This is a genomic window from Actinoplanes sp. NPDC051411 (genome assembly GCF_040682075.1).
GTDB lineage: Bacteria > Actinomycetota > Actinomycetes > Mycobacteriales > Micromonosporaceae > Actinoplanes.
In genome coordinates this window covers 1-23,422 of the sequence record NZ_JBFBAD010000149.1, presented here as the reverse complement: position 1 = coordinate 23,422, position 23,422 = coordinate 1, and the positions used below count along the sequence as shown (strand labels likewise).

Below are 23,422 nucleotides of genomic sequence, written 5' to 3'. Positions count from 1 at the left end.
CCCGCGTCCTGACCCGGCCCGGCCTCGCCCATGCCGGCCCTGTGGCGGGCACTGTCGCGGGCGCCTCGATCGACGGCGTGGCCGCTGCCGGGCGGTGAGTCTCCAGGCCCTCCAGGCTGCCGCCGAGGATCTCGGACTGGACGAGTTCCAGCAGGTCGGCATGGGCGAGGCCGGGCCGGGTCAGGACGCGGGCGGCCCCCGCGCCCGGGTCGGCGACCAGGGCGACCGCGAGCAGGCCGACCGGGGCCGGCCGCATTCCGTACGCCTCGCTCAGCTCCTCGACCAGCCGCAACGCGGCGGCGAGTTCCCCGGTCAGGGGCACGCCCTCCCAGTACGCCGGTGCCGCCGTCCCCGGGTCCGGTTCCTCGCTCAGCCGGAGGCCGGCCGGCTCGCCGGTCGCCAGCCACAGCCGTTCCCATCCGGCGCCGTGGTCGATGCCGGGCAGCGTCGCGAAGACCGCCGCGGTGCTGAGCGGGCGTCCGGGCGGCAATCGGCTCGCGGCGAGCCGAATGGCGGAGTTCGCCGCCTCTGAAAGCACCAGCGATGAATACATGAGTTCCTCGCGACGGCCGTTCCGGACGTTATTTACCGCCGAATCCGAATTCGAAGAACTTTGACGCTACCTATTCGCCGGTCGGACTGTATGAGCCGACCAGCCGCCCGCCCCGGTCGATCGGTCCCCCCATTCCGGTTGGCCACGGCGAGAGATTTTCGCCTCCGCAGCCAACCTGGTGGCCGCCGCAGTCGTCATTTCTCCCGCAGCCCCCTGCGAGGAGATTTACATGCAGTTACACCCGCGTCACCTGCTCATCGCCGCCGCGCTCGTGCTCGCCGGTTGCGGGTCGGCGGTACCCGCGGCCTCCCCGGCGCCGGAAACGCCCAGCATCAGTCCCCCGGCGCCGGCAGCGGCCCCGGCATCGCCGGCCCCGCCGCCGGTCGAGATCACCTATCCGGCCCGCGGACACCGGAAGTGGACGACCGCACCGGCTCAGGCCGGGAAGGCGGCCGGGCATTCCGGGCGGCTGCTGCGCTACCGGGTCCTGGTCGAGCAGGACATCAAGGGGCTGGTGCCGGCCGACTTCGCCGGCACGGTCACGACCACCCTGACCGATCCGCGGAGCTGGACCGCCGGCGGCCAGTACCGGCTGCAGCGGGTCGGTCCCGGTGACGCCTACAACTTCACGATCTACCTGGCCACGCCGGATACGCGGGACACGCTCTGCGCGGGCGCCCCGGACGGCTACACCTCGTGCCGGAACAAGGACAACGTGGTGCTGAACGTGGCGCGCTGGGTCAAGGGCGCGCCGTCCTTCAAGGCTCCCCTGGCGACCTACCGGCAGTACATGGTCAACCACGAGGTCGGGCACCGGCTCGGCCAGGGCCACATGCTCTGCCCGGGATCCGGGGAACCGGCCCCGGTGATGCAGCAGCAGACCCTGGGCATGCACGGATGCACGGTGAACCCCTGGCCGTACCCGGACCGGAAGCATTTCTACACCGGGCGTTCGGGCGCCTACGACGACACCGTGCCGCCGCGCGACCGAGGTAATTGATACGTCAATCGCCGAGCTACGATCGGCGCATGGCTCGTGTTCCGGCCGCTCAGCGGCGCTCGATGAAATCCGACGAGCTCGCGGTCTGGCGGTCACTGATCGACACCACGACCGAGTTGCGCCGGCGCCTCGCCACCCAACTCGCCGACGACTCGCAACTCTCGCCGGGTGACTACGCCGTGCTCCTGGCGCTCAGCGAGGCCGACGGGCGGCGGCGCTCCTCCGAGCTGGCCGCGAGCATGGACTGGGAGCGCAGCCGGCTCTCGCACCACCTCGGGCGGATGGAGAAACGCGGGCTGATCGCGCGGGAGGACTGCGCGACCGACAACCGGGGTGCCGAGGTGCTGATGACCGAGGCCGGGGCGGCCGCGTTCACCGGGGCGACGCTGCCGCACATGCGGGCGATCAAACAGCACTTCGCGGACGCGCTGACGCCGGAGCAATTCGACGCGCTGAGCGATGCGCTCCGGTCGATCAACGAACATCTAGGCTGAGGCGCATGCCAGAGCTTCCCGAGGTCGAATCGGCCCGCTCGGTGATCGAACGGGCCGGGCTCGGACGGGTCATCGCGGACGTCGACGATTCCGACGCGTACGTCTGCCGGCCGCACCGTCGCGGAGAGATCCGCGACGCCCTGCTCGGCCGGCGGCTGGAAGCCGCCCATCGGCGCGGCAAGAGCATGTGGTGCGACGTGAGCGAGGACGGCCCGACGCTCGGCATCCACCTGGGCATGTCGGGCAAGATCGTGATCGCGTCGCCGGACGGCGGCGAGATCGACGGCGGCGACTACTGGGAGGGGCGGCGGCTGCCAGGCGACTTCCGGTGGGCGCGGTTCACGCTGACCTTCGCCGACGGCGGCCGCCTGATGCTCGTCGATCCGCGACGGCTCGGACGGGTGCGGCTGGATCCGCCGGTCGAGCTGCTCGGGCCGGACGCCACGACGATCACGGCGCCGCAGTTCCGCGCCGTCGTCGCCGGCCGGAGTGCTCCGGTCAAGGCCCGGCTGATGGAGCAGCACCGGGTCGCCGGCATCGGCAACCTGCTGGCCGACGAGATCCTCTGGCAGGCCCGCGTGAACCCGGGGCGGCCGGTCGACGAGATCACGCCGCGGGAGACGACCCGCCTGTTCCAGGCGACCCACGAGGCGGTCGACGCCGCCATCGCCGGCGGCGGGGTGCACACGCTGCCGATCGTGCCTCATCGGCACGCGGGTGGTCGCTGCCCGAGGGACGGCGCCGGCATGGTGCAGGGCAAGGTCGGCGGGCGTACGACCTGGTGGTGCCCGAAAGACCAGGGCTGATCCGGTTAAGTCGGTCTACCGAAAACATAGACATACGTCGATTGCGTGGCCTACCGTCGGCACACGGCGCGCCTTTGCTTCTGTCCTCCGAGCATGGGAACCACGCATGAAACGAATCAAACGACCACCGCTCCCCCGCGTGGCTCGCCGAACTACCGTCCTGCTGTCCGCCCTGGTCATTACCGCCGGCCTCGGGGCCGCCGGGGTCTCCACCGGCCCCGCCGCCTCCGCCTCCGCCTCCGCCGTTTCCGCCGGCTCGGCCGGCGACACCGATCACCTCGACCGCGGCCTGATCAGCATGCGGTCGGGAAACGCCAACTTCCTGTCCTGGCGTCTGCTGGCGTCCGATCCGGCCGGCGCCGGGTTCGACGTCTACCGCGGGTCGACGAAGGTCAACTCGGCGCCGGTCCGCGGCGGAACCGACTACACCGATGCCGGCGCCCCCGCCGGCGCCTCCTACACGGTGCGGCCGGCCGGGGTCACCACCCTGGCCGCGTCGGCGCCCACGACCACGCTGGCCAGCACGTACATGGACGTGCCGATCCAGATCCCCCCGGGCGGAACCACGCCGGACGGGGTCGCCTACACCTACTCGGCCAACGACGCGTCGGTCGGCGACCTGGACGGCGACGGCCAATACGAGATCGTCCTCAAGTGGGACCCGTCCAACAGCAAGGACAACTCGCAGTCCGGCTACACCGGCGACGTCTACGTGGACGCCTACAAGCTGAACGGCACCCGGCTGTGGCGCATCGACCTCGGGCGCAACATCCGGGCCGGGGCGCACTACACCCAGTTCCAGGTCTTCGACTACGACGGTGACGGCAAGGCCGAGGTCGTCATGAAGACCGCCGACGGAACCCGCGACGGCGCCGGCACCGTGATCGGAAGCTCGAGCGCCGACTACCGGAACTCGTCCGGCTACATCCTCTCCGGCCCCGAATATCTGACCGTCTTCAACGGACAGACCGGCAAGGCCGTCTCCACCGCCGACTACGTGCCGGCCCGCGGGACGGTGTCGTCGTGGGGTGACTCGTACGGCAACCGGGTCGACCGGTTCCTGGCCGGCACCGCGTACATCAACGGGTCCTACCCGAGCATCATCGAGGCCCGGGGCTACTACACCCGGACCGTCATCTCGGCCTGGGACTTCCGCAACGGCGCACTGACCCGCCGGTGGACCTTCGACAGCAACTCGTCGAGCAACGGCTCCAAGTGGACCGACCAGGGCGACCACCAGCTGTCCATCGCCGACGTCGACGGCGACGGCCGCGACGAGATCATCTACGGGGCGATGGCGGTCGACGACAACGGGGCCGGCCTCTGGGTCAACGGCCAGGGCCACGGCGACGCGATGCACGTCGGCGACCTGATCCCGTCCCGGGCCGGCCTCGAGGAATTCAAGGTCGACGAGAACACCGGCAGCCTGGCCGCCTGGATGGCCGACGCCCGTACCGGTCAGATCATCTGGTCGAACCCGTCCTGCGGCTGCGACAACGGCCGCGGCGTCTCCGACGACATCTACGCCGGCAGCCCCGGCGCCGAGTCGTGGTCGTCGGCGGTGTCCGGACTCTTCAACACCTCCGGCCAGAACATCGGCCGCAAACCCTCCAGCACCAACTTCGTGGTCTGGTGGGACGGCGACGCCCAGCGCGAACTGCTCGACGCCACGCACATCGACAAGTACGGCACCGGCGGCGACACCCGGCTGCTGACCGCCAGCGGCGTGCACTCCAACAACGGCACCAAGTCTACCCCGTCGCTGTCGGCCGACATCCTGGGCGACTGGCGCGAGGAGGTCGTCTGGCCGACGACCGACAACAAGGCCCTGCGGATCTATTCCACAACCGACGCGACCAGCATCTCGCACGTGTCGCTCATGCAGGACCGGATGTACCGCGAGGCGGTCGCCTGGCAGAACACCGCGTACAACCAGCCGCCGCACCCGAGTTTCGCGATGGCCAACTGAGTTCCGCTCCCGGCTCCGGCGTCCTCCCGGAGCCGGGAGTCCTCACCCGATGTAGGTGCCGACGAGCGTGGCCGCGTCCGGCGTGATCCGGATCTCGGCCGTCCGCAGCCGCGGGTGCTCCAGCCAGTAGAGGCGCGCTTCGTCGGGACGCCCGTCGTGCCGCGGAGGCCAGCTCGTCATCGGCGTGATGTCGTCGATCACCACGACGCCGCCCGGCCGCAACCACTCGGCCGGGTCGAGGGGCGGCTCGTCCCCTTTCCCCTGCCCGCCGCCGTCGAGCACGAGCAGGTCGAAGGGCGCCTCGGCCTTGAGCTCACGCCAGTCGCCCCGGCGGATCTCCACGCGGGGGTCGTCGAGTTCGGGCGCCGTCGACCGGTCGATGCTGAACAGCCGGGCGCCGGGCGGAGCCCCGCTCGCCATCCACGCCAGCCCGACGGCGTAGCCGGTGCCGGTCTCCCCGATCCGCATCGCCCCTCCGGCCAGCACCTGCAACAGGCGCCCCTGCGCGGGCACACACGACGTCTCGAACCCGGCCCGGCGAGCCGCCTCCACCGCCCGGGCCACCAGAGGCGGCAGATCGGTCCGGTTCTCGTACTGCGCGGTCCCGCTGATCGACATGAACCGATCTTGCCACTTGTCCGGCTCGGCGAGTCGGCCCTCGTCTTCTCCGATCCCTCGGCGGCCGGCCGCCGGCACCGGAGGTCTCTAAATGGTCCGGTTGCGCTGGGCGACACCCATCGGACCGTACGGGTAGTCCACCGGCCGCGGGTCGCTCGCCTCGTCGAGGGCGCTCGTCTCCTCGGCGCTCAGGTGCAGGCCGGCCGCCCGCAGGTTGGCCTCCAACTGGTCGGTCGTGCGCGCCCCGAGGATCGTCGAGGTCACGCCCGGGCGGTCGGTGATCCAGGCCAGGGCGACCTCGGCCATCGACACCCCGCGCGCCTCGGCGACGCCCTGCACGGCCTCGATCACATCCCAGGTGTGGGCGGTGCCGCGGCGGTCCCATGCCTCCATGCCCCGCTCGGGGTTGTCGCCGAGGCGGGTGGCGCCGGTCGGCCGCTCGCCACGGCGGTATTTGCCGCTCAGCCAGCCGCCGCCGAGCGGGCTCCACGGCAGCATGCCCAGCCCGGCGTCGAGCACGGCCGGCACGATTTCGTACTCGGTCTCGCGGACCAGCAGGCTGTACTGCGGCTGCAGGCTGACCGGCCCGGCCAGCCCGAGCTGCTGGGCCAGCAGCACCGCCTTGGTCAGCTGCCAGCCGGTGAAGTTGGAGAAGCCGTAGTAGCGGATCTTGCCGGCCCGGACGAAGCCGTCCAGTGTGCGCAAGGTCTCGTCGAGCGGGGTCAGCGCGTCCCAGGAGTGGCACTGGTAGAGGTCGACGGAATCGACGCCGAGCCGGTCGAGGGAGGCGTCGAGGGCCCGGGTGAGGTGCCGGTTGGACAGGCCCGCGCCGTTGGGATCGGAGGCCATCGGCTGGCGTCCCTTGGTGGCCAGCACGATCGGCTCGGTCACCGACGCGGGCCGCGACGCCAGCCAGCGGCCGATGATCCGCTCCGACTCGCCGGCCGAGTAGACGTCGGCGGTGTCCACGAAGGTGCCGCCGGCCTCGGCGAACATGTCGAGCTGGGCGTGCGCCACCTTTTCGTCGGACTCGTGGCCGAAGGTCATCGTGCCGAGACAGAGGGCCGAGACGGCGCATCCGCTGCGCCCAAGCGTCCGAAATTCCATGACCCCAACCTAAGGCAAGCTTCAGTCCGCCGCTCACGCCGCGAGGGCGTGAGCTTCCCGCGTACGGGCGGCCACGTACCGGGCGTTCCAGGCGAACAGGGCCCCGAACGTCACCACGGTCAGCGCCGTCGACAGGCCGACCATCACGTCGACCGGCAGCGCGTAGACCAGGACGACCCGGACCAGCGCCTCGGTCAAGAGCAGGCCGACGCCGAAGACGGCGCCCATCAGAAGACTGAACGGGCTCAGCCGGCGGCTGCGCAGGGCGACCCCGGCGAGCCGTACGCCGGCCGCGCCCGTGCCGGCCATCAGGGCCACCGTGTCGCCGACGCCCGCGAAGTGCAGGGCGTAGTAGGTCGCGGCGGGCAGTCCCAGGTCCCAGAGCGTCGAGCGGATCATCGCGGCCATGCCGGTGTGCTTGTCCATGCGCCAAATCGTCGCCGGAAGCGGCCCGGTGGCGGGACGACCGGCCCGCCGACCCGGATGTCCACCGGTCGATGGACACGGCCGCTAATCCGTTTCCCGAACGAGCCGATCGTAAGGACGGCTGACAGAAGAAGGGGACCATGGCACTGCGTAACTGGAAAATGATCACCAAGCTCGGTTCGATCCTGCTGGTCTGTGTGGCCGCGGTCACCACCGTGGCCGGGGTGGGCCTGCAGGCCCACAACCGCCTCGAGAACGCCACCACCGGCGTCGCCCGGCTGGCCGCGCTGACCCACCAGGTCGACCAGATCAACTACTTCAACGCCGACCTCTCGGGCTGGCTCGCCTCGTACGCCTGGGACGCCAGCTTCATGGGCGGCCCGGCCGCGGTCAAGGACGACGCGATCGACCGGGCCGGCTTCCTGGCCGACAAGAAGCAGCTGAACGCGCTGCTGGACAGCGTGGACGTCGCCACGATGACGGCCGCCGAGCGGGCCGCCTTCGACGAGATGCGCAAGGACTGGGGCAACTTCTTCGACATCGACGAACAGATCGTCGCCGTCTACCGCCAGAACGCCCCGGGCGCCCTCGTCAAGGCCCGCAAGACGATCCAGGGCCCGCAGTACGACGTCTACTTCGCCATCGTCAAAGTGACCGGCAAACTCGCCGATTCGGTGATGGCTCGCGCGGCCCACCAGCGTACGGAAGCCGCCGACGCCGCGAAAGCGGCCCGCCGGAGCATGCTCATCGCCCTGGTCGTCGGTGTTCTGATCGCGGCCGGGCTGGTCATCGTGATCGCCCGGGCGATCGTGCGGCCGCTGCGGCGGGTCCGCGACGTGCTCGACGCCGTGGCGGCGGGCGACCTCACCCGCAGCGCCGACGTGAACGGCCGCGACGAACTGGGCGCCATGGCGGCCAGCCTGGACACCGCGATCGGCAAGATCCGCGAGCTGCTGGGCGAGATGACCACGGTCGCCCGCTCGGTCGGTGCCTCGGGCACCGCGCTGACCGGGCTGATGACCGACATCGGCCGGCAGGCGGTCGCGAGCAGCCAGGACAGCGGTTCGGCGGCGGACGGCGCGGGCGAGGTGTCGCGGCACGTGCAGACGGTGGCCGCGGGCACCGAGGAGATGAGCGTGTCGATCCGCGAAATCGCCCGCAACGCCGAACACGCGGCCGGAGTCGCCACCTCGGGCGTGCAGGCGGTCCAGGCGACGTCGACCACGGTCGCCCGGCTCGGCCAGGCGTCAGAGGAGATCGGCTCGGTGATCGCCACGATCAACTCGATCGCGGCCCAGACCAACCTGCTCGCCCTCAACGCCACGATCGAGGCGGCCCGGGCCGGCGAGGCCGGGAAGGGCTTCGCGGTGGTGGCGGGCGAGGTCAAGGACCTGGCCCAGGAGACCGCCCAGGCAACGCAGCAGATCGCCGACCAGGTCAGCGCCATCCAGCAGGAGAGCGCAGAGGCGATCGCCTCGATCGAGCGGATCACCGAGGTGATCTCCGAGATCAGCGCGATGCAGCACACCATCGCGTCGGCGGTCGAGGAACAGACCGCCACGACGGCGGAAATCAGCCGCAGCGTGGGCGACGCGGCCGCGGGCACCGACCGCATCGCCCAGACGGTGTCGGCGGTAGCGACGGCGACCGAGTCGACGAACACGAGCGTCAGTCGGGCCGTCGACGCGGCGCACGAGCTGGCCGCGATGAGCGACCAGTTGCACAAGGTCGTTGCCACGTACCGGCATTGACCTCAGGCCGGGGGCGAGGTTGCGCTTTTCCGGTACGCCGTGCGCACCTGTGGACAGTCGTCCGAAATGTCACACCCGGCTGGTTAAGTCACCCCGCCCAGTGTCCGGGTGGGGTGGGCGGTTGGGCTTTCCTGACAGGTCGTCAACCTGCGCCCCGCTGTGGACAGCTGGGCGAAAACGTCACACCCGCCTGCTTAACCCACCTCACCCGGTTGCCCCTGGTGGTTGGGCTGGGTGGGGTGGGCCGGGCTGAGCCGCGCGGCTGCGCTTTCCCCCGGCACCCCGTCAACCCGCACCTCGCTGTGGACAGCTGCGCGAAAATGTCACAGCCCGCTGCTCAACTCAGCCCCACCCGGTGCCCGAGGTGGTTGGGTCGGGTGGGGTGGGCCGGGCTGAGCCGCGCGGCTGCGCTTTCCCCCGGCACCCCGTCAACCCGCACCTCGCTGTGGACAGCTGCGCGAAATGCCACAGCCCGCTGCCTAATTCAGCCCCACTCAGCGCCCCGGGTGGCGTGGGCCGGCTGGCGTGAGCCGGGCTGAGCCGCGCGGCTGCGCTTCCCACGCCACGCCGTCAACCCGCACCCCGCTGTGGACAGCTGCGCGAAAATGTCGCACCCCGCTGCTTAACTCACCCCCGCCCAGTGCCCGGGCGGGGTGGCGTGGGCTGGGCCGAGAGGCGCGAGCCGGGGCAGGCCGGGCCGGAGGGGGAGCGTGCCGGGCCGAGCGGCAGAAGCCGGGACAGGCCGGGCCGGAGGCGGAACAGGTCAAGCCGGAACAGGCCAAGCCGGAACAGGCCAAGCCGGAACAGAGCAGGGCGGGAATCACGTTTGGCGGAGGGCGGCGGAGACGGTGCGCACGTCGCCGGCCAGGGCTGTGCGGGCGCCCGCGGCCGGGTCGAGGGCGGCTGCGTGCAAGGCCGGCACGGACGCTATCAGGGTTGCCGCCCACGATGCCTCGTCGGTCGGGCGGAGGCGGGCCGTGAGGTGGAGTGGGCGGGCGCGTAGCCGCAGTTCCTCGATCGAGTGGTCGGCGGCGCGCACGTTCTGGATTGTCGGGCCCTCCCTCAAGGCCGCGCCCAGCAGCCGCAACGTGACGCCGAGGCGGCGGCGGACGGCGTCTCGGGTGCGGATCGGGGACAGCAGCGCGAACGGGAGGACCGTGCAGGCGCCGCCGATCAGGATGGCCAGCAGGCGTTCGCCGAGGCGGTCGAGGCCGGCCGGTTCGCCGAGCAGGCCGTAGAGCAGGCTCAGCGACGCGGTCATCGCCGCCGCCCACCAGGCGTAGTTGTATTGCCGCAGCACCAGGCCCACGCCGAGGACGGCCACGATCAGGAGCGTGCCGAGGGGCGGGAACGGTGTGGCCAGGATGCCGACCACGGTCGCGATCACGGTGCCGGCCAGGGCGCCGATCAGGCGTTCGGCCGCGGTGACCGCTACCTCGCCGCGGGAGGTGGCGCGGAGGCTGACGGTCAGGACGGTGATGACCGTCCACGGCCAGTGGTTGCCGAACAGCTGCTGCCCGGCGAGGAAGGCGAGGGCGACCGCGGTGGTGCTTTGGAGGGCCAACCGCGTACGGACGTGGAGCCGGACGGAAGCGGAGCGCTCGTCCGGCTCCACGGTCTCCGGAGATTCGGCCGGCGGTAGATCGGCCAAGGCAGCCTTGGCCGTCGCCAGCGCCGGGGTGGACCCGCTTGCCTCGACCGCGAGGACGGCGAGGCGGGCGGCGGTGGCGTTGGGCGGCAGTTGCGAGTCGAGTTCGAGCGCCGCGGTCCGCACGCCGCGGCCGGAGCGGACCGCGGCGGCCAGCGGTGCGAAGGAGGGCGGGCCGGGTTTCCAGAGCCGGGGCATCAGCAGGCCCCACGCGGCGGCGACGATCGTGGCGACGAGGACCTGGAGGATGCCGGTTGCCGGGTGGTGGGCCAGCTCGACCTGGGGGGCCAGGAACAAGGAGATCAGCGGCAGCAGCACCGCGCGGCCCGCGGTGTCGAAGGCCGGCCCGAGGCGCCAGGCCAGGCGGGCGGCCAGGAAGACCGCGAGATAGACCACGTCGGCGCCGGCCGTCGAGTGGGCGAAGATCAGGCCGAGGCCGCAGGTCGCCAGCACCATCAATGGGAGCCGGGCCAGGGTGGCGGCCACCGACGCCTCGGCCGGGCGGCGGGCCTGGGTGACGCAGAGGGCGCCGCCGAGAACGAGCATGCCGGCGTCGCCGAATCCGAGGTGGAGCAGCATGGCCAGCGTTCCCACGGTCGCGGCGAGTGGCCCGGCCAGCACGAAAATCTTACGCACTTGCGTAAGATATAGTACGTAGCTGCTTAATATCTAGGGGCCACCTAGACTTCGCGGATGGACGCTTTGGCCGAGGCCGCCGCCGTGCGGGAGGGTGTGCAGCGACTGTCGCGGCGGCTGCAGGGCGAGCGGTCGCCGGCCGGGCTCAGCCTCACCAAGACCAGCCTCCTCGGGCACCTGGCCCGCCGCGGCGACCTCTCCCCCGGCGAGCTCGCCACCGCCGACCGGCTCCAGCCCCAGTCGGTGACCCGGGTGCTGGCCGAGCTGGAGCGCGACGGGCTGGTCCAGCGCTACCCCGACCCGGTCGACAAGCGCACCCACCGCATCCGGCTCACCGTCGCCGGCCGGGCCACCCTCGGTGCCGACATGCGGCAACGCGACGAGTGGCTGGCCGGCGCGATGGCCTCGCTGACCGGCTCCGAGCGGGCGGCGCTGCTCGAAGCGGCCGACATCCTGGCCCGGCTGGGCGAGAGCTGACGCCTACGGCGTCAGGGTGATGGCGTACGCGTCCTTCGCGCTCGCCCAGTTGACGCTGACCGTGACCGCGTTGCCGGACACCGTCATCCGGCCGCTGGAGACCACGGTCGGGGCGCTGACGTAGGCGTTGGTCGACGGCATGCGCTCGACCAGCACGTTGACCGAGCCGCCGCTGACGAGCCAGGACGGCAGGTTCGCGTACCGGATGTCGATGGCGCCCTGCGCGCCGCCGGCCTTCGCTCCCAGCACGCTGACCGATCGCCGGGCCGACGAGTCCTGGAAGACCGTGCCGTCGTGACTCGAACCGGCCGTGATCTTGGTGCGCTGGCCGGTCTGCGAGGCGTAGCGCTGGTAGACCCACCACTGGCCCATCGGCTGGCCGGCGTTCGCGGTGACCAGCCAGCCCATCGTGTCGTAGAGCGAGGGGGTCTGGCCGACCATGCCCCAGTTGGCGCGGGCGCCGTCGCAGTTGCAGCGCTCGAGCCGGGCGATGTACCAGGCGGACGGGCCCGGCTGCTGCTCGTCGCCGAAGGCGCCGTACTCGTTGACCGACTCCCCGGCGACGCTGAGGCCGCGCGAGGACAGCATGCCGGCCAGGTTGGCGCTGTCGGTGGCCGGATCGCCGGGCAGGTCGTGCCAGCTCATGATGTTGGGCACGACGTTGTTGGCCTTGACGTAGTCGAGATAGGTGTTCCACCACGCGTTGCCGCTCGTGGGCACCCCGGCATAGCTCGGGCCCTCGATGACCGCGCCCGGGATGGCCGCCCGCACCATCTGCGTGCCCCGCTTGACCATCTCGAGGTACTGACTCTGGGTGCGGCCCCAGAAGAAGATGTTCGGCTCGTTCCAGAGGTCCCAGCGCACGTCCGAGCCGGTCATGCCGTTCGCCTTGGCGTCGGCGATCAGCTGGTTGATGAACGCGGTGTACTCCGTCCAGTTTCCGCTGTCGCCCGGCCAGCGCGGCACGGTGCAGACGCCGTCGGAGCCCCACATGCCGGAGACCAGCAGGCTGAAGTGGGCGCCGGTGCCGCGTGCCCGCGCGTAGTAGGCCTTGATGAAGTTCCAGCGGGCGGTGTAGCCGCCGTTGACGTAGCCGCCGTTCGGGCAGCCGATCTGCGAGCCGCCGGCCCGCATGGTCTTGACCTTGATCTGGCTCTGCAGCGACGCGGACGGGGTGGAACCGTTCTGCGCGAGGCCGTAGATGAAGCCGGACGCCCGGTAGGTCGGCGTCCCGCCGTAGGTCGACATGTCGACGGTCATGCTGTCGACCGCCGCTTGAGCCGGGACCGCGGGCGACGCGACCAGCGCGAGCACCGCGATCGCCGGCCCGGCCAGCCATCTGCCCAGTCGTCGTGACATCGGCATTTCTCCTTCGGAGCGGTGAAGGAAATCGTTTTCCTGATCTTAGAAATCGAGCTATCTCGATGTCAATCGATGTGCGCCGCTTCCAGTTGAGAAATAGCGAGAAACAAGTTTCCTCGTTTTCCCGCGCGCGCGGGCACCCGGTTCAGAGCTGCTCGGGCCCGTCCAAGGCCGACAGAGCATCCCGCAGCGCGGCCCGGGAGCTGATCCCCAGCTTGGGAAACGCGCGATAGAGATGGGCGGCGACCGTGCGCGGCGACAGCGTCAACCGCTCGCCGATCTCCTTGTTGGTCAGGCCGGTCGCCGCGAGCTGGGCGATCTCGCACTCCTGGGCGGTCAGCACCGCGTCGGCCGGGTGGGCGGCCGTGGCCCGGGGCAGGCCGGTCGCCCGGAGCTCGTTCGCGGCACGGGCCGACCACGGGCCGGCGCCCAGCGCGTCGAAGACGGCCCGGGCGGCGGCAAGACGGCGACGGGCCGCGGTGATGCGGCGGCGCCGGCGCAGCGCCTCGCCGTAGAACAGCTGGGCCCGGGCGAGGTCGAACGGCCACGACGCGGCATCCGGCGACGACACCGCGGCCTCGAACAGCGCCAGCCGTTCTTCCTCGGGCGCGACCAGCGCGCGAGCGACGCCGACGGTCAGGGCGAGCCGGGACGACACCTCCCCGAGCCGGAACGCGTCGAGGGCCGCCACAAACGCACGGGCCTCGTCGAGATGGCCGGTGTGGACGGCCGCGTCGACGAACTCGAGGACCATCCAGACCGCGTTCGGGAGGTGGGTCGGCAGGGCGCCGGGCGGGATCAGCGCGGTGGCCTCCCGGTACGCGGTCTCGTAGTCGCCCTGGGACAGCGCGGCCAGGCAGCGGATCTGGCGGGCGAAGGCGTGCGCGATCATGGCACCGCGCGGGCCGGCCCAGTGGTCGAGTTCCTCGGCCGCCTCGCCGCCCGCGTCGATGCCGCGGGTGACCCGCACCAGACCGGCGACGTAGCCGGCCAGGATCCACGAGTAGCGCAGGTAACCGTGGGCCCGCGCCAGCGCGACGCCCTCCTCGACCAGTTCCACGACCTCGTCCCAGCGGCCGCCGGTCCAGGCCTCGACCGACAGGGTGGTCAGCGCGTTGATCGCGGCCGAGACCGCGCCGCCCCGGCGGCCGTCCTCGACGATCCGCCACAGGGCCTCCTGGCAGCCGGCGATCCGGTCGACGTGCACGGCGGCGACGCCCAGTCGCATGATCAGCATGGGGTCGTCGGTCTGGCCGAGTTTCTGGATCTCCTCGTCGAGCAGCGGCAGCACGGGAAGCGCGCGGTGGACGGGGTCGGCGAACGTACCCTCCAGGATCCGCAAGGTCGCCGGCGCGCCGGCGCCGAGCCGCCGGAGGCCGGCGTGCAAGGGCTCCCAGAGCGGAGGCCGGCCGCCGAAGTAGCAGACCATCAGCAGCAGCTGCAGCGCCTCCGCTTCCAGGCCCGGGTCGACGTGCCCGGCGTGCGCCGAGAGGGCGAGCGTGAGCAGCCGGTGCGGGGTGTCGACCGCGCAGTCGCGGTTGAACAGCAGGCTGGCCGCGGCCATCGACAGCTGCATCGAGCCGGACGGGTCGCCGGCCGCGCGGGTGGCCGCCGCGACGAGTTCCTCGGCGTCGCCGAGTTCGCCGGTCACCTCGGCGCCGATCGTGGCCGCCTCGGCGAGCCGGCAGGCACGGGCGCCCGGTTCGGGGGTCAGCTCGGCCGCCCGGGTCAGCAGCTCGACCCCGGTGACCGCGTCGCCGCGCCGGATGACCAGGTGGGCGGCGCTCTCCAGTTCGGCCGCCACGGCCTCGTCCGGTTCGATCGTGGCGTCGGCCAGGTGCCAGGCGCGGCGCACCGGGTCGGGCGCGCGGGAGGCCAGGACGCGGTGGGCCAGGTGGCGTTCGACCAGGGTGGAGCACTCGACGACGGCGAGACGGCTGAGGGGGTGCCGGAAGCTGATGCGGCCGGTGACCCGGTCGACGCTGACCAGACCCTGCCAGAGCGCGGGGTCGAGGTCACCGAGGGCGCCTGCGGCGCCGTTTCCGGTACGCGGCGCGACCGCCCCCGAAAGCGCTGCGACCCCCACGCGCTCGGCCACGTCGGAAAGCGCCCCGGCCACCGTGCCCCGCTCGGCCCCGTCCGACAGCGCCCCGGCCACCGCGCGCAGGCCGGTCACGTCGGAAAGCGCCCCGGCCACCGTGCGCAGGTCGGCCTGGCCGGAGAGGGCGGCGAGCAGCAGCAGCTCACGGGTGCGTGGCGGCAACCCGGCGATCCGCTCGGCGAACAGGTCCTGGAGGCGCTGCGCGATCGCGCCTCCGCCGGTGCTGCCGGGTGAGGCCGGCAACTCGACCAGGGCGAGCGGGTTGCCCTGGGCCTCGTCGAGGATGCGCTGCCGAACCCGGGACGGCAGCCGCGGGTGCCGTTCGTGCAGCAGCTCGCCACTGGCCTGCGAGGACAGCGGTGGCACGTCGAGCCGGGGCAGACCACCGTGCTCGAAGAAGCTGCTCGACCCGGTGCGCTGGGCGACCAGCAGACCGGCCGCGAGCCCGGTGAGCCGCCGCGCGACCAGCCCGAGAACCAGCGCGCTCGACCGGTCGAGCCACGGCAGATCGTCGACGATCAACAGCACCGGCGGCGACGAGGCGAGCAACTCGATGACCGCGTTGGACACCGCCAGGTAGTCAGGTGCCGGGCCGGCCTCCAGCCCGAGCGCGACCCGCAGCGCCGGCGGGTGCGGCACCAGCCGCAGCATCGGCAGCAGCAGCTGGTTGAGCCCGGCGAAGCTGATGCCCGCCTCGAACTCGACCCCGGCCGCCCGCAGCACCCGCAGGCCGGCCGCGGCCGCCTGCTCGGCCGCCGCGTCGAGCAGCACGCTCTTGCCGATGCCGGCCTCGCCGACGACCAGCAGCGCCGCTCCCCCGGCCGCCGCGGCGCGGACCGTCTCGCCGAGCACACGCAGCTCCCGCGTCCTCCCGACGAGGCGCGGCGCGGCGTGCTGCGGCAGCGCGGTCACCCGAGCCTCCGATCATGGAAACGGCCGCCCTGCAGGCGATCCTGCTCTCATGGTCTTGCCGAGGCAACGCACCGACCTGGGTATCTTGACGTAACCCGAGATATTCGCGCAGCGACATTTGACCCTAGCGCCGCGCCCGGCACACTCCCTCGGCCCCGAAACCGCCGTCGAATGACGAATTCCCGGGGCGGCCACCGTTTCGCAGGCTGATGCCATGCCCAACGAGCTGACCCTGACTCCGGTCGAACGGCGGATCGCGGAGCTGGCCGCAACCGGGCTGACCAACAACGAGATCGGCCGTCGGCTGTTCCTGTCCGGCCGCACGATCGGCACCTACCTCGGCGACCTCTACCCCAAGCTGGGCGTCTCGTCGCGGGCCGGCCTGGCCGACGCCCTGAGTCGGCCCGGGAAGCCGCCCGGGCGGCCGGTCGTGGCGATGCGGCCGGGCGAGCTCGACGATCCGGCGGCGTTCCGACGGGCGTGCGGGGAACTCGCGTACGGTCGCTGGCTGCGCCGCCATCGGCGGCCGAAAGACGCCCGCCGGGTTTTGACGTCGGCCGTGGAGACGTTCGAGCGGCTGGGCGCCGGGCCGTGGGCCGAGCGGGCCCGCTCCGAACGGGACGCCACCGCCGCGACCCGGGCCGGCGATCCCGAACGCCTCACGCCGCAGGAGTCGATGGTGGCCGAACTCGCGGCCGAGGGGCTGACCAACCGGCAGATCGGGGAACGGCTGCTGGTGTCGCCGCGTACGGTCGGCTCCCACCTCGGCCGCGTCTTCCCCAAGCTCGGCGTCGGCTCCCGGGCCGCATTGCGTGGTGCCCTGAATCGCCGATCCCCACTAGGGTTGACGGTCGACTGAGGACGATCGATCGAGCGGGGGTTGACGGTGACCGAATCGGATGCGTGGGTCCCGGAGGGTGTCGACATCACGGTGCCGAACGCGGCCCGGATCTACGACTACGCGCTGGGCGGTGTGCACAACTTCGCGGTGGACCGGGAGTTCTGGGACAACGCGCTGAAGGTGTTCCCCACCGCGGGCCTCGTGGGCCGGGCCAACCGGGCATTCCTCGGGCGGGCCGTGCGCCGGCTCGCCCAGCAGGGCATCCGGCAGTTCCTCGACATCGGCTCGGGCATCCCGACCGTCGGCAACGTGCACGAGATGGCCCAGGGCGTCGACCCGTCGTCGAAGATCATGTATGTCGACATCGACCCGATCGCGGTCGAGCAGAGCCGCAGCCTGCTCACCGGAAACCCCCGGGCCAGGGCGGTCCGGGGCGACCTGCGCGACCCCGAGAGCATCCTGTTCAACCCCGCGGTGCTCGACTTCCTCGACTTCGCCGAGCCGGTGGCCGTGCTGACGGTGGCGGTGCTGCACTTCCTGCCCGACAGCGACGACCCCGGCTCGATCATCAAACGGATCGGCGACACCCTCGCGCGGGGCAGCCACCTCGTCGTCTCGCACGCCGGCCCGGAGCGGACCCCGGAGAGCCAGGCCGGTCTGAAGGCCGCCATCAAGCTGTACGAGAAGACGCCCACCCCGGTCGTCATGCGTACCCGCTCGGAGATCGCGGCCCTCGTCGAGACCGCGTTCGAGCTGGTCCCGCCCGGCGTCGTCATCGCCAACGAGTGGCACCCCGACCCCGAGGAGGACGAGGTGCCACCGCAGCCGACCGCACTGGTGGCCGTCGGGCGTAAGCCCTAGAACGTCACGATCGTCGCGCTGCCGGAGGGGACGTCCAGTTCCAGCGTCCCCTTCGTGACCCGGGCGGTGTCCGGCCGGCCGGGGGTGAGCCGGCCGCTCGGGTCGACGGTGGCGCCCTGGATCGTCGTCGCGGTGCCGTTGAGGGCGTCGCCGGTCATGTGTAGCACCCTGGCCGTTCCGCCGGCCTTCCCGACGCTGAGCGACACGTGGACCGGGGCGTTCGTGGTCGCGTCCTTCTGCACCAGAGCGATGCGGGTGCGGCCGTCGTCGCCCCGGACGGCGTACGCGGAGATGTTGGTCCCGGACGAGACCGTGACCGGAAGGAAGCGGCCCGGACCCATCTGCCGGGCCATCCAGATGCCGTAGTAGATCGGCATCACCTGATAGACCTGGGCCAGCTCGTACGCGGTGTTCGAGGCGCAGATCGGCGTGTAGCGCTGGAACTTGCCGTTCCAGATCGGGTCGTTGCAGACGCCGAGGCCGCCGTGGATGTTGACCCCCTGAAGCCCGGCCTGGGCCATCGACAGCCCGTAGTCGATCACCCAGAGCGCCGAGGCGTAGACGTTGCTGACCCCGTCGATGCCGCCGCTGTAGGCCGAGTTCGCCTCGTCGACCCGCATCGGCAGGCCCGCCTTGCCGGCGGCGGCAAGGTTCGCGGAGACCGAACTGAGCTGGCTCGTGATCTGCCCGGGCGCCAGCATCTTGTCGATCGTGATGTCGGGGCCGGAGGCGTACTGGTGGACCGTCAGCATGTTCATCCGCTTGCCCTCGTCGGCGGCCAGGCTCGCGGCCCAGCTCGACGAGGTGCCGGCGGTGTCCGGGCCGGCGATCCGGCTGGAGCCGACGACGTCGGCACAGGCCGCCCAGCGCGCGTGGTACTGCGTGTAGTCGAAGTCGGCCGGCGCCAGTCCCTTGCCCGGCCACTGGTCGGGCTCGTTGCCGCACTCGACCGCGTTGAGCTTCGGGCCGAGAATCTTCTGCAGGCTGCGCGCCTGGTCCCGGCCGAGCGCCGGATCCCACCGGCCGACGTTGACGCCGACCTCGGCCTTCCAGCCGGTCGCGTCGAGGAAGCCCCGCAGCCGCTTGACGTCGTTGGGCGTGACGATGTCCTGCACCCAGTCGGGCTTCGGGTTGGGCGGCTGCTGCCCGGCCGGAACCCACAGGCTGTCGCGGTCGAGCGTGTTGCCGCCGATCCGCACGTTGCTGGCGCCGAGCGTCCTGAACAGCTGGACCATGTTGCCCTTGCTCGCATCGAGGTTGCCGATGCCGAGCTCGCGCTCCTCGAACGACAGCCCGACGGCGTCGCCGGCCAGCCGGCTGCCGGGGTGGGCGGCGTCGATGCTGATCGTGGCGTTGCCGGGGTCGGCCGTGGGGGTCTCGGCCAGTTTGGCCGGGCCCGCATAGGCTTGCGCGCCGGACGTCAGGACGAGTGCTCCCGCGGCGACCAGCGCCGCTGCCCTTTTGTACACGATGACTCCTCTTGGGGATTGGGGTTGTCCACAGGGGCGGGGCTATCCACAGGCGGTTCGGTTTTTCCGTCTGGTCGGTCGTTCATCCGCCAAAATCGAAAAGGGAGGAACCCCCGGGAGGGTGGGCTCTGGGGTGGCGGTGGGCTCTGGGGTGGCGGCGGGCTCTGGGGTGGCGGCGGGCTCTGGGGTGGCGGCGGGCTCTGGGGTGGGGCGGGCTGCTCTCGGGTGGGGCGGCGGGCTGGGCTAAGTGCCGAACGCCTCGGCCAGCGTCGCGAACAGCTCCTGGCGCCAGGCCGGCGCCAGGCCCAGGTGGTAGAGGCTCAACCGGCTGGCGCCGGCCTCGCGCAGGCGGCGGACATGCGCCGGGAGATCCGCCGGCTGGGCGGGCGGCAGCAGCGTGACGTACGCGTCGACCGGCAGTCCCGTCGTCGACGCCTGGCGCACCGCCTCGACGCTGTCCTCGGTCAACGGCCAGCACGGCACCAGCAGCGCGTCGACGTCGTCCTCGGCGGTCGGTGTCAGACCGGGTGACGGGCCGGTCGCCCACGGGTCGGGCTGCGCGTGCAGGGTGACCGGCAGGCCCGGCAACGACGCCAGCACCTGGCGGCGCAGCAGGTCCGTGTGGCGGTGGCGGATGCTCAGCAGCGTCGCGAGCACGGCCGGTGACGCCTCGGCGGCCGGGTTGCGGACCGCCTCGCGCAGCGCGGCCACCACCGACGGCGAGTCGAGGCCCTCCGCCGACCACGCCGACTGGCATGCCGTGCAGCAGCAGATCGAGAGCAGGGCGGCCACGGCCGGGGTCCACGCGCCGTCGGTCTTCTCGTGGTGCCCGAGGTGGGCGAGGCCCAGCTGGCCGCAGCTCTCCAGGGAGACGGCGTCCAGTTCGACGTCGCGTACGGCCTCGGCGGCCAGCGTCGCCGCATAGTCGCGCACTTCGGGGTGGGCCGGGCACAGCGCGTACGGATAGACCTCGCCGAAGCAATTGACCACCGCGACGTCCGGTCGCCGCGTGCCCAGCCGGGTGTTGTGGGTGAGCACGATCCAGGCCGTCACCCGCTTCCCGGCCTTCTTCAGGATGGCCGCCGCGTCGCCGAAGGCGTCCGGCGAGGTCACCCAGTCCGGTTCGAGGGGGCGCAGATCCTGGCCCTTCCAGGCGTCCGACCGGGTGGGCCGGTAGAGGGCGGCCCAGCGCGCCTCGACGATCTGGTGCTCGGGGTGCAGTGGCGTCGCGGCCCGGGTCGAGTGGTAGGCGGCGGCGAGCGTGACGCTGTCCGGGCAGCGGGAGACGAAGGCCGGATCGCCCAGCACGTCCCACGGGTAGGCGTGTCCGCTCACCATCGGGGCCTCCGCTTGACGTAACCCGGTTCGACCCGCTGCCGGTAGCCGGTGTCGTCGCGTTCCCGGATGCCGCAGCGCAGCCAGTTCTCGTGGAGCCGGGCCAGCGCGTCCTCGTCGAGCGTGACGCCGAGCCCGGGGGTGCCGGGAACCTCGGCCGACCCGTCGCTGATGACCAGCGGGTCGGCGACGACGTCCACCCCGGACTGCCACGGCGTGTGGGTGTCGACCGCGTAGCCGAGGTTGGGCGTGGCCGCGGCCAGGTGGGTCATCGCGGCCAGGCTGATGCCGAGGTGGCTGTTGGAGTGCATGGACAGGCCGATGCCCCAGGTGCGGCAGATCGCGGCCAGTTCGGCCGAGGCGCGCAGGCCGCCCCAGTAGTGGTGGTCGGCCAGGACGATGCCGACCGAGCCGAGTTCGACGGCTTCGGGAAGGTCGTCGAAGGCGACCACGCACATGTTGGTGGCCAGGGGCATCGGCGACTTGGCCGCCACATCGGCCATGCCGCGGCGGCCGCCGGTCGGGTCTTCCAGATATTCGAGGAGCCCGGCGGTCTCCGACGCAACCTTGATCGACGTCTCGACGGTCCAGGCCGCGTTGGGATCGAGGCGCAGCGGCAGACCGGGGAAGGCGTCCCGCAGCGCCCGGATCGCGGCGATCTCCTGGGCGGGCGGGAAGACGCCGCCCTTGAGCTTGATCGAGCCGAAGCCGTACTGGTCGATCATCGTGCGGGCCTGGTCGACGATGCCCTCCTCGTCGAGGGCGGCTCCCCACTCGTCCGGCTCGGCGTCGGGGTGGCCGGCCCATTTGTAGAACAGGTAGGCCGAGAACGGGACCCGGTCGCGCACCTTGCCGCCCAGGAGGTCATGGACCGGCCGGCCGGTGAAACGGCCCTGGAGATCGAGCAGCGCGACCTCGAACGGCGACACCACGCGAGCCAAGGTCTTCGCCGCGGTGGAGTCGCCGGTCAAGCCGTGTTTGTCCGGAGTGTCGACGGCGCCGAGCGTCGACGCGACCCGCCGTCTCAGACCGGACAAGTCGTAAATATCGAGGCCGATCAGTTCCGAAGCAGCTGACTGGACAAGCGCCAGATGCGGAGCGTCCCCATAGGTCTCCCCCAGGCCGACGAACGAATCGGCGAAGACCTGCACGATCGTGCGCAGCGCCCACGGCTCGTGCACGCCCGCGGAGTTCAGCAGAGGCGGATCGGGAAAGGCGATCGGCGTGACCACAACGTCGCGAATCTTCATCCCTTGATGGCTCCCGAGGTGAGGCCGCGCATGAACTGGCGTTGCAGCGCGAGGAAGGCGATGACCGACGGCAGCAGGGCCAGCAGCGCCGACGCGATCACCACGCCGGTGCCGACCGTGTCGTCGGCCCGGAGACTGCGCAGCGCCAGGGCGAGCGTGAACTTCGACGAGTCCTGCGCCACCAGCAGCGGCAGGACGTACTGGTCCCAGATCATGTTGAAGCCGAAGATGCCGATGACGCCGAGCGCGGGCCGGCACAGCGGCAGCACGACCGAGAAGAAGATGCGGAAGTCGCCGGCGCCGTCGAGGCGGGCCGCCTCCTCCAGCTCGACCGGCACCTCCTTCATGAACTCGGTCATCACCAGGATCGAGAACGCCCACGCGCCGAGCGGCACGATCATGCCGGCCAGCGAGCCGATCAGGTTCACGTGGATGACCGGGACGTCGGCCAGGACCAGCGAGAGCGGGATCGCCAGGATCTCCTCGGGCAACATCATGGTCGAAAGGATCAGGAGAAGGACGAGGCGCAATCCAGGGAATTGCTTGCGCGCCAGGGCGTACGCGGCGGAGATGCTGACCAGAATCTGCAGCAGCAACCCGCCGCCGACCACGATCAGCGAGTTCGCCAGGTAGCGCAGCACACCCTGGTGGAACGCCTCGGTGAAGTTGTCGATCGTGAAGCCGTGCGGGATCAGCGACAGCTTCGTCGGGTCGGTGACCTTGCCGAACGCGCTGACCAGCAGGGCCAGCAGCGGGCCGGCGAAGACGAAGACGACCACCGCGTACAGGATGATTTTGACCGTGAGGCCCACCGGGCCTCGTGCCCCGCCGAGACCGAGGGCCGTGTCCATGCGCCGGTTCACCGGGCCACTCCCCTTCGGCGGCGGTACTGCACGATGAGCGTCAGCACGACGGTCGCGACCAGCAGGAGCATGGCCCCGGCCGAGGCGACGCCGAGCTCGTTCCGCTCCAGACCGAGCTTGTAGACCAACGTCATCACCACCTCGGTCGACCCGCTCGGGCCGCCGTTGGTGAGCAGGTAGATCTCGGTGAAGACGCGTAGCCCGCGGATGGCGGCCAGCGTCAGCACGATGCCGAACACCGGGCGCAGCGCGGGGAACGTGACCTTGGTGAGGCGCTGCCAGATGGAGGCCCCGTCGACCTCGGCCGCCTCGTAGAGCGTGCGGTCGACCCCGGCCAGCCCGGCCAGGAAGATCATCATGTCGTAGGGGGCGCTGCGCCAGATCCCGACGCCGAGCACGCTGATCAAGGCGGTGTGCGGCGAGTCGAGGTACTGCGACGGGCCCAGCCCGAACCAGCCGAGCACCGAGTTGAGCGCGCCGTCGGCCGCCGGGTAGTAGATGATCCGCCACAGCGCGGCGACCACGGCCATCGCGGTGACCGTGGGCAGGAAGACGGCCGTCCGCACGATCCACAGGTGACGCGCGGTGCCCTCCAGCAGCAGGGCCAGGATCAGGCCGACCAGCATCGAGCCGCCGGTCTGCGCGACCGCGATGACGACCGTATGCCAGCAGGCTTCGAGAAATGACCTGTCGCTCAGAACCGAACGGTAATTGTCGAGCCCGACCCACTGGTCGCCCAGGTACGGGCGGACGTCCTTGAAGCTCATGCTGATCGCCCGGATCATCGGCACGAACTTGAACACCGCGAACAGGATCAGGGCCGGAGCCAGGAACAGCCAGGCCGAGTAGTGGCGGCGTACGGAATCAAGCGGCCGCGCCGACCGCGGGGTTGCCTTGGCAACCTTATACGGGGGGGGCGGGGGGGGCGGGCGGGGGGGGGGGG

The 23,422-nt window shown here is 71.6% G+C and carries 20 protein-coding genes; 8 read left to right on the top strand and 12 right to left on the bottom strand.

Annotated elements, in window-relative coordinates:
- Positions 1-538, bottom strand: a 538-nt coding sequence (locus AB0M88_RS45710) for a hypothetical protein (protein WP_364113214.1), incomplete at its 3' end; no start/stop codon positions are given.
- 244 nt (positions 539-782) lie between these two features.
- On the opposite strand from AB0M88_RS45710, the gene AB0M88_RS45705 reads away from it, so the two are divergent.
- From AB0M88_RS45705 to AB0M88_RS45690, 4 genes are all read left to right on the top strand, one after another.
- Positions 783-1,553: a DUF3152 domain-containing protein gene (locus AB0M88_RS45705; protein WP_364113212.1), complete on the top strand. Its 771-nt coding sequence runs from the start codon at positions 783-785 to the stop codon at positions 1,551-1,553.
- A gap of 29 nt (positions 1,554-1,582) precedes the next feature.
- On the top strand, positions 1,583-2,047 hold the full coding sequence (locus AB0M88_RS45700) for a MarR family transcriptional regulator (RefSeq protein ID WP_364113210.1): 465 nt from the start codon (positions 1,583-1,585) through the stop codon (positions 2,045-2,047).
- 5 nt (positions 2,048-2,052) lie between these two features.
- Positions 2,053-2,853, top strand: a complete 801-nt coding sequence (locus AB0M88_RS45695; protein WP_364113208.1) for a DNA-formamidopyrimidine glycosylase family protein — start codon at positions 2,053-2,055, stop codon at positions 2,851-2,853.
- 139 nt (positions 2,854-2,992) lie between these two features.
- Positions 2,993-4,822 (top strand): rhamnogalacturonan lyase, encoded by a 1,830-nt coding sequence (locus AB0M88_RS45690; RefSeq protein ID WP_364113206.1) that lies wholly within the window; start codon positions 2,993-2,995, stop codon positions 4,820-4,822.
- Positions 4,823-4,864: 42 nt separating this feature from the next.
- Here the strand turns inward: AB0M88_RS45690 and AB0M88_RS45685 are convergent, their stop codons facing one another.
- The 3 genes from AB0M88_RS45685 to AB0M88_RS45675 all read right to left on the bottom strand — a co-directional run bounded on the left by AB0M88_RS45685 (position 4,865) and on the right by AB0M88_RS45675 (position 6,973).
- Positions 4,865-5,440 carry an SAM-dependent methyltransferase gene (locus AB0M88_RS45685; RefSeq protein WP_364113204.1) on the bottom strand — a complete coding sequence of 192 codons (576 nt, stop codon included), beginning with the start codon at positions 5,438-5,440 and terminating at the stop codon, positions 4,865-4,867.
- 87 nt (positions 5,441-5,527) lie between these two features.
- Positions 5,528-6,547: an aldo/keto reductase gene (locus AB0M88_RS45680; protein ID WP_364113202.1), complete on the bottom strand. Its 1,020-nt coding sequence runs from the start codon at positions 6,545-6,547 to the stop codon at positions 5,528-5,530.
- Positions 6,548-6,580: 33 nt separating this feature from the next.
- Complete coding sequence (locus AB0M88_RS45675) at positions 6,581-6,973, bottom strand: hypothetical protein (protein ID WP_364113200.1); 393 nt, start codon at positions 6,971-6,973, stop codon at positions 6,581-6,583.
- Positions 6,974-7,113: 140 nt separating this feature from the next.
- On the opposite strand from AB0M88_RS45675, the gene AB0M88_RS45670 reads away from it, so the two are divergent.
- On the top strand, positions 7,114-8,724 hold the full coding sequence (locus tag AB0M88_RS45670) for a methyl-accepting chemotaxis protein (protein WP_364113198.1): 1,611 nt from the start codon (positions 7,114-7,116) through the stop codon (positions 8,722-8,724).
- 820 nt (positions 8,725-9,544) lie between these two features.
- On the opposite strand, the gene AB0M88_RS45665 is transcribed toward AB0M88_RS45670, so the two are convergent.
- The gene (locus AB0M88_RS45665; RefSeq protein WP_364113196.1) at positions 9,545-11,008 is read right to left on the bottom strand and encodes an FUSC family protein; all 1,464 of its coding nucleotides are present in this window, start codon (positions 11,006-11,008) and stop codon (positions 9,545-9,547) included.
- Between the two features lie 57 nt (positions 11,009-11,065).
- On the opposite strand from AB0M88_RS45665, the gene AB0M88_RS45660 reads away from it, so the two are divergent.
- On the top strand, positions 11,066-11,485 hold the full coding sequence (locus AB0M88_RS45660) for a MarR family transcriptional regulator (protein WP_364113194.1): 420 nt from the start codon (positions 11,066-11,068) through the stop codon (positions 11,483-11,485).
- 3 nt (positions 11,486-11,488) lie between these two features.
- Here the strand turns inward: AB0M88_RS45660 and AB0M88_RS45655 are convergent, their stop codons facing one another.
- Both AB0M88_RS45655 and AB0M88_RS45650 read right to left on the bottom strand, forming a co-directional pair.
- Positions 11,489-12,844 (bottom strand): beta-xylosidase, encoded by a 1,356-nt coding sequence (locus AB0M88_RS45655; RefSeq protein WP_364113192.1) that lies wholly within the window; start codon positions 12,842-12,844, stop codon positions 11,489-11,491.
- Positions 12,845-12,992: 148 nt separating this feature from the next.
- Positions 12,993-15,860, bottom strand: coding sequence for an AAA family ATPase (locus AB0M88_RS45650; RefSeq protein WP_364113190.1), 2,868 nt, complete (start codon positions 15,858-15,860; stop codon positions 12,993-12,995).
- Between the two features lie 214 nt (positions 15,861-16,074).
- On the opposite strand from AB0M88_RS45650, the gene AB0M88_RS45645 reads away from it, so the two are divergent.
- Together AB0M88_RS45645 and AB0M88_RS45640 are read left to right on the top strand one after the other, a co-directional pair.
- The gene (locus AB0M88_RS45645; RefSeq protein WP_364113188.1) at positions 16,075-16,719 is read left to right on the top strand and encodes a LuxR C-terminal-related transcriptional regulator; all 645 of its coding nucleotides are present in this window, start codon (positions 16,075-16,077) and stop codon (positions 16,717-16,719) included.
- A 27-nt stretch (positions 16,720-16,746) separates the two neighbouring features.
- Positions 16,747-17,562, top strand: coding sequence for an SAM-dependent methyltransferase (locus tag AB0M88_RS45640; protein WP_364113186.1), 816 nt, complete (start codon positions 16,747-16,749; stop codon positions 17,560-17,562).
- Here AB0M88_RS45640 and AB0M88_RS45635 read toward each other — a convergent pair.
- The 5 genes from AB0M88_RS45635 to AB0M88_RS45615 form a co-directional block, all read right to left on the bottom strand.
- Positions 17,559-19,031, bottom strand: coding sequence for a glycosyl hydrolase family 79 C-terminal domain-containing protein (locus AB0M88_RS45635; RefSeq protein WP_364113184.1), 1,473 nt, complete (start codon positions 19,029-19,031; stop codon positions 17,559-17,561). The genes AB0M88_RS45640 and AB0M88_RS45635 overlap by 4 nt on opposite strands.
- Before the next feature lie 243 nt (positions 19,032-19,274).
- The gene (locus AB0M88_RS45630) at positions 19,275-20,369 is read right to left on the bottom strand and encodes a hypothetical protein (protein WP_364113182.1); all 1,095 of its coding nucleotides are present in this window, start codon (positions 20,367-20,369) and stop codon (positions 19,275-19,277) included.
- Complete coding sequence (locus AB0M88_RS45625; protein WP_364113180.1) at positions 20,363-21,616, bottom strand: glucarate dehydratase family protein; 1,254 nt, start codon at positions 21,614-21,616, stop codon at positions 20,363-20,365. The genes AB0M88_RS45630 and AB0M88_RS45625 overlap by 7 nt, the downstream gene beginning before the upstream one ends.
- Positions 21,613-22,479 carry a carbohydrate ABC transporter permease gene (locus AB0M88_RS45620; RefSeq protein WP_364113178.1) on the bottom strand — a complete coding sequence of 289 codons (867 nt, stop codon included), beginning with the start codon at positions 22,477-22,479 and terminating at the stop codon, positions 21,613-21,615. Before AB0M88_RS45620 ends, AB0M88_RS45625 begins: the two co-directional genes overlap by 4 nt.
- A complete protein-coding gene (locus AB0M88_RS45615; protein WP_364113176.1) occupies positions 22,476-23,282 on the bottom strand; it encodes a sugar ABC transporter permease in 807 nt (268 codons plus the stop codon). Before AB0M88_RS45615 ends, AB0M88_RS45620 begins: the two co-directional genes overlap by 4 nt.
- Positions 23,283-23,422: the final 140 nt, after the last annotated feature.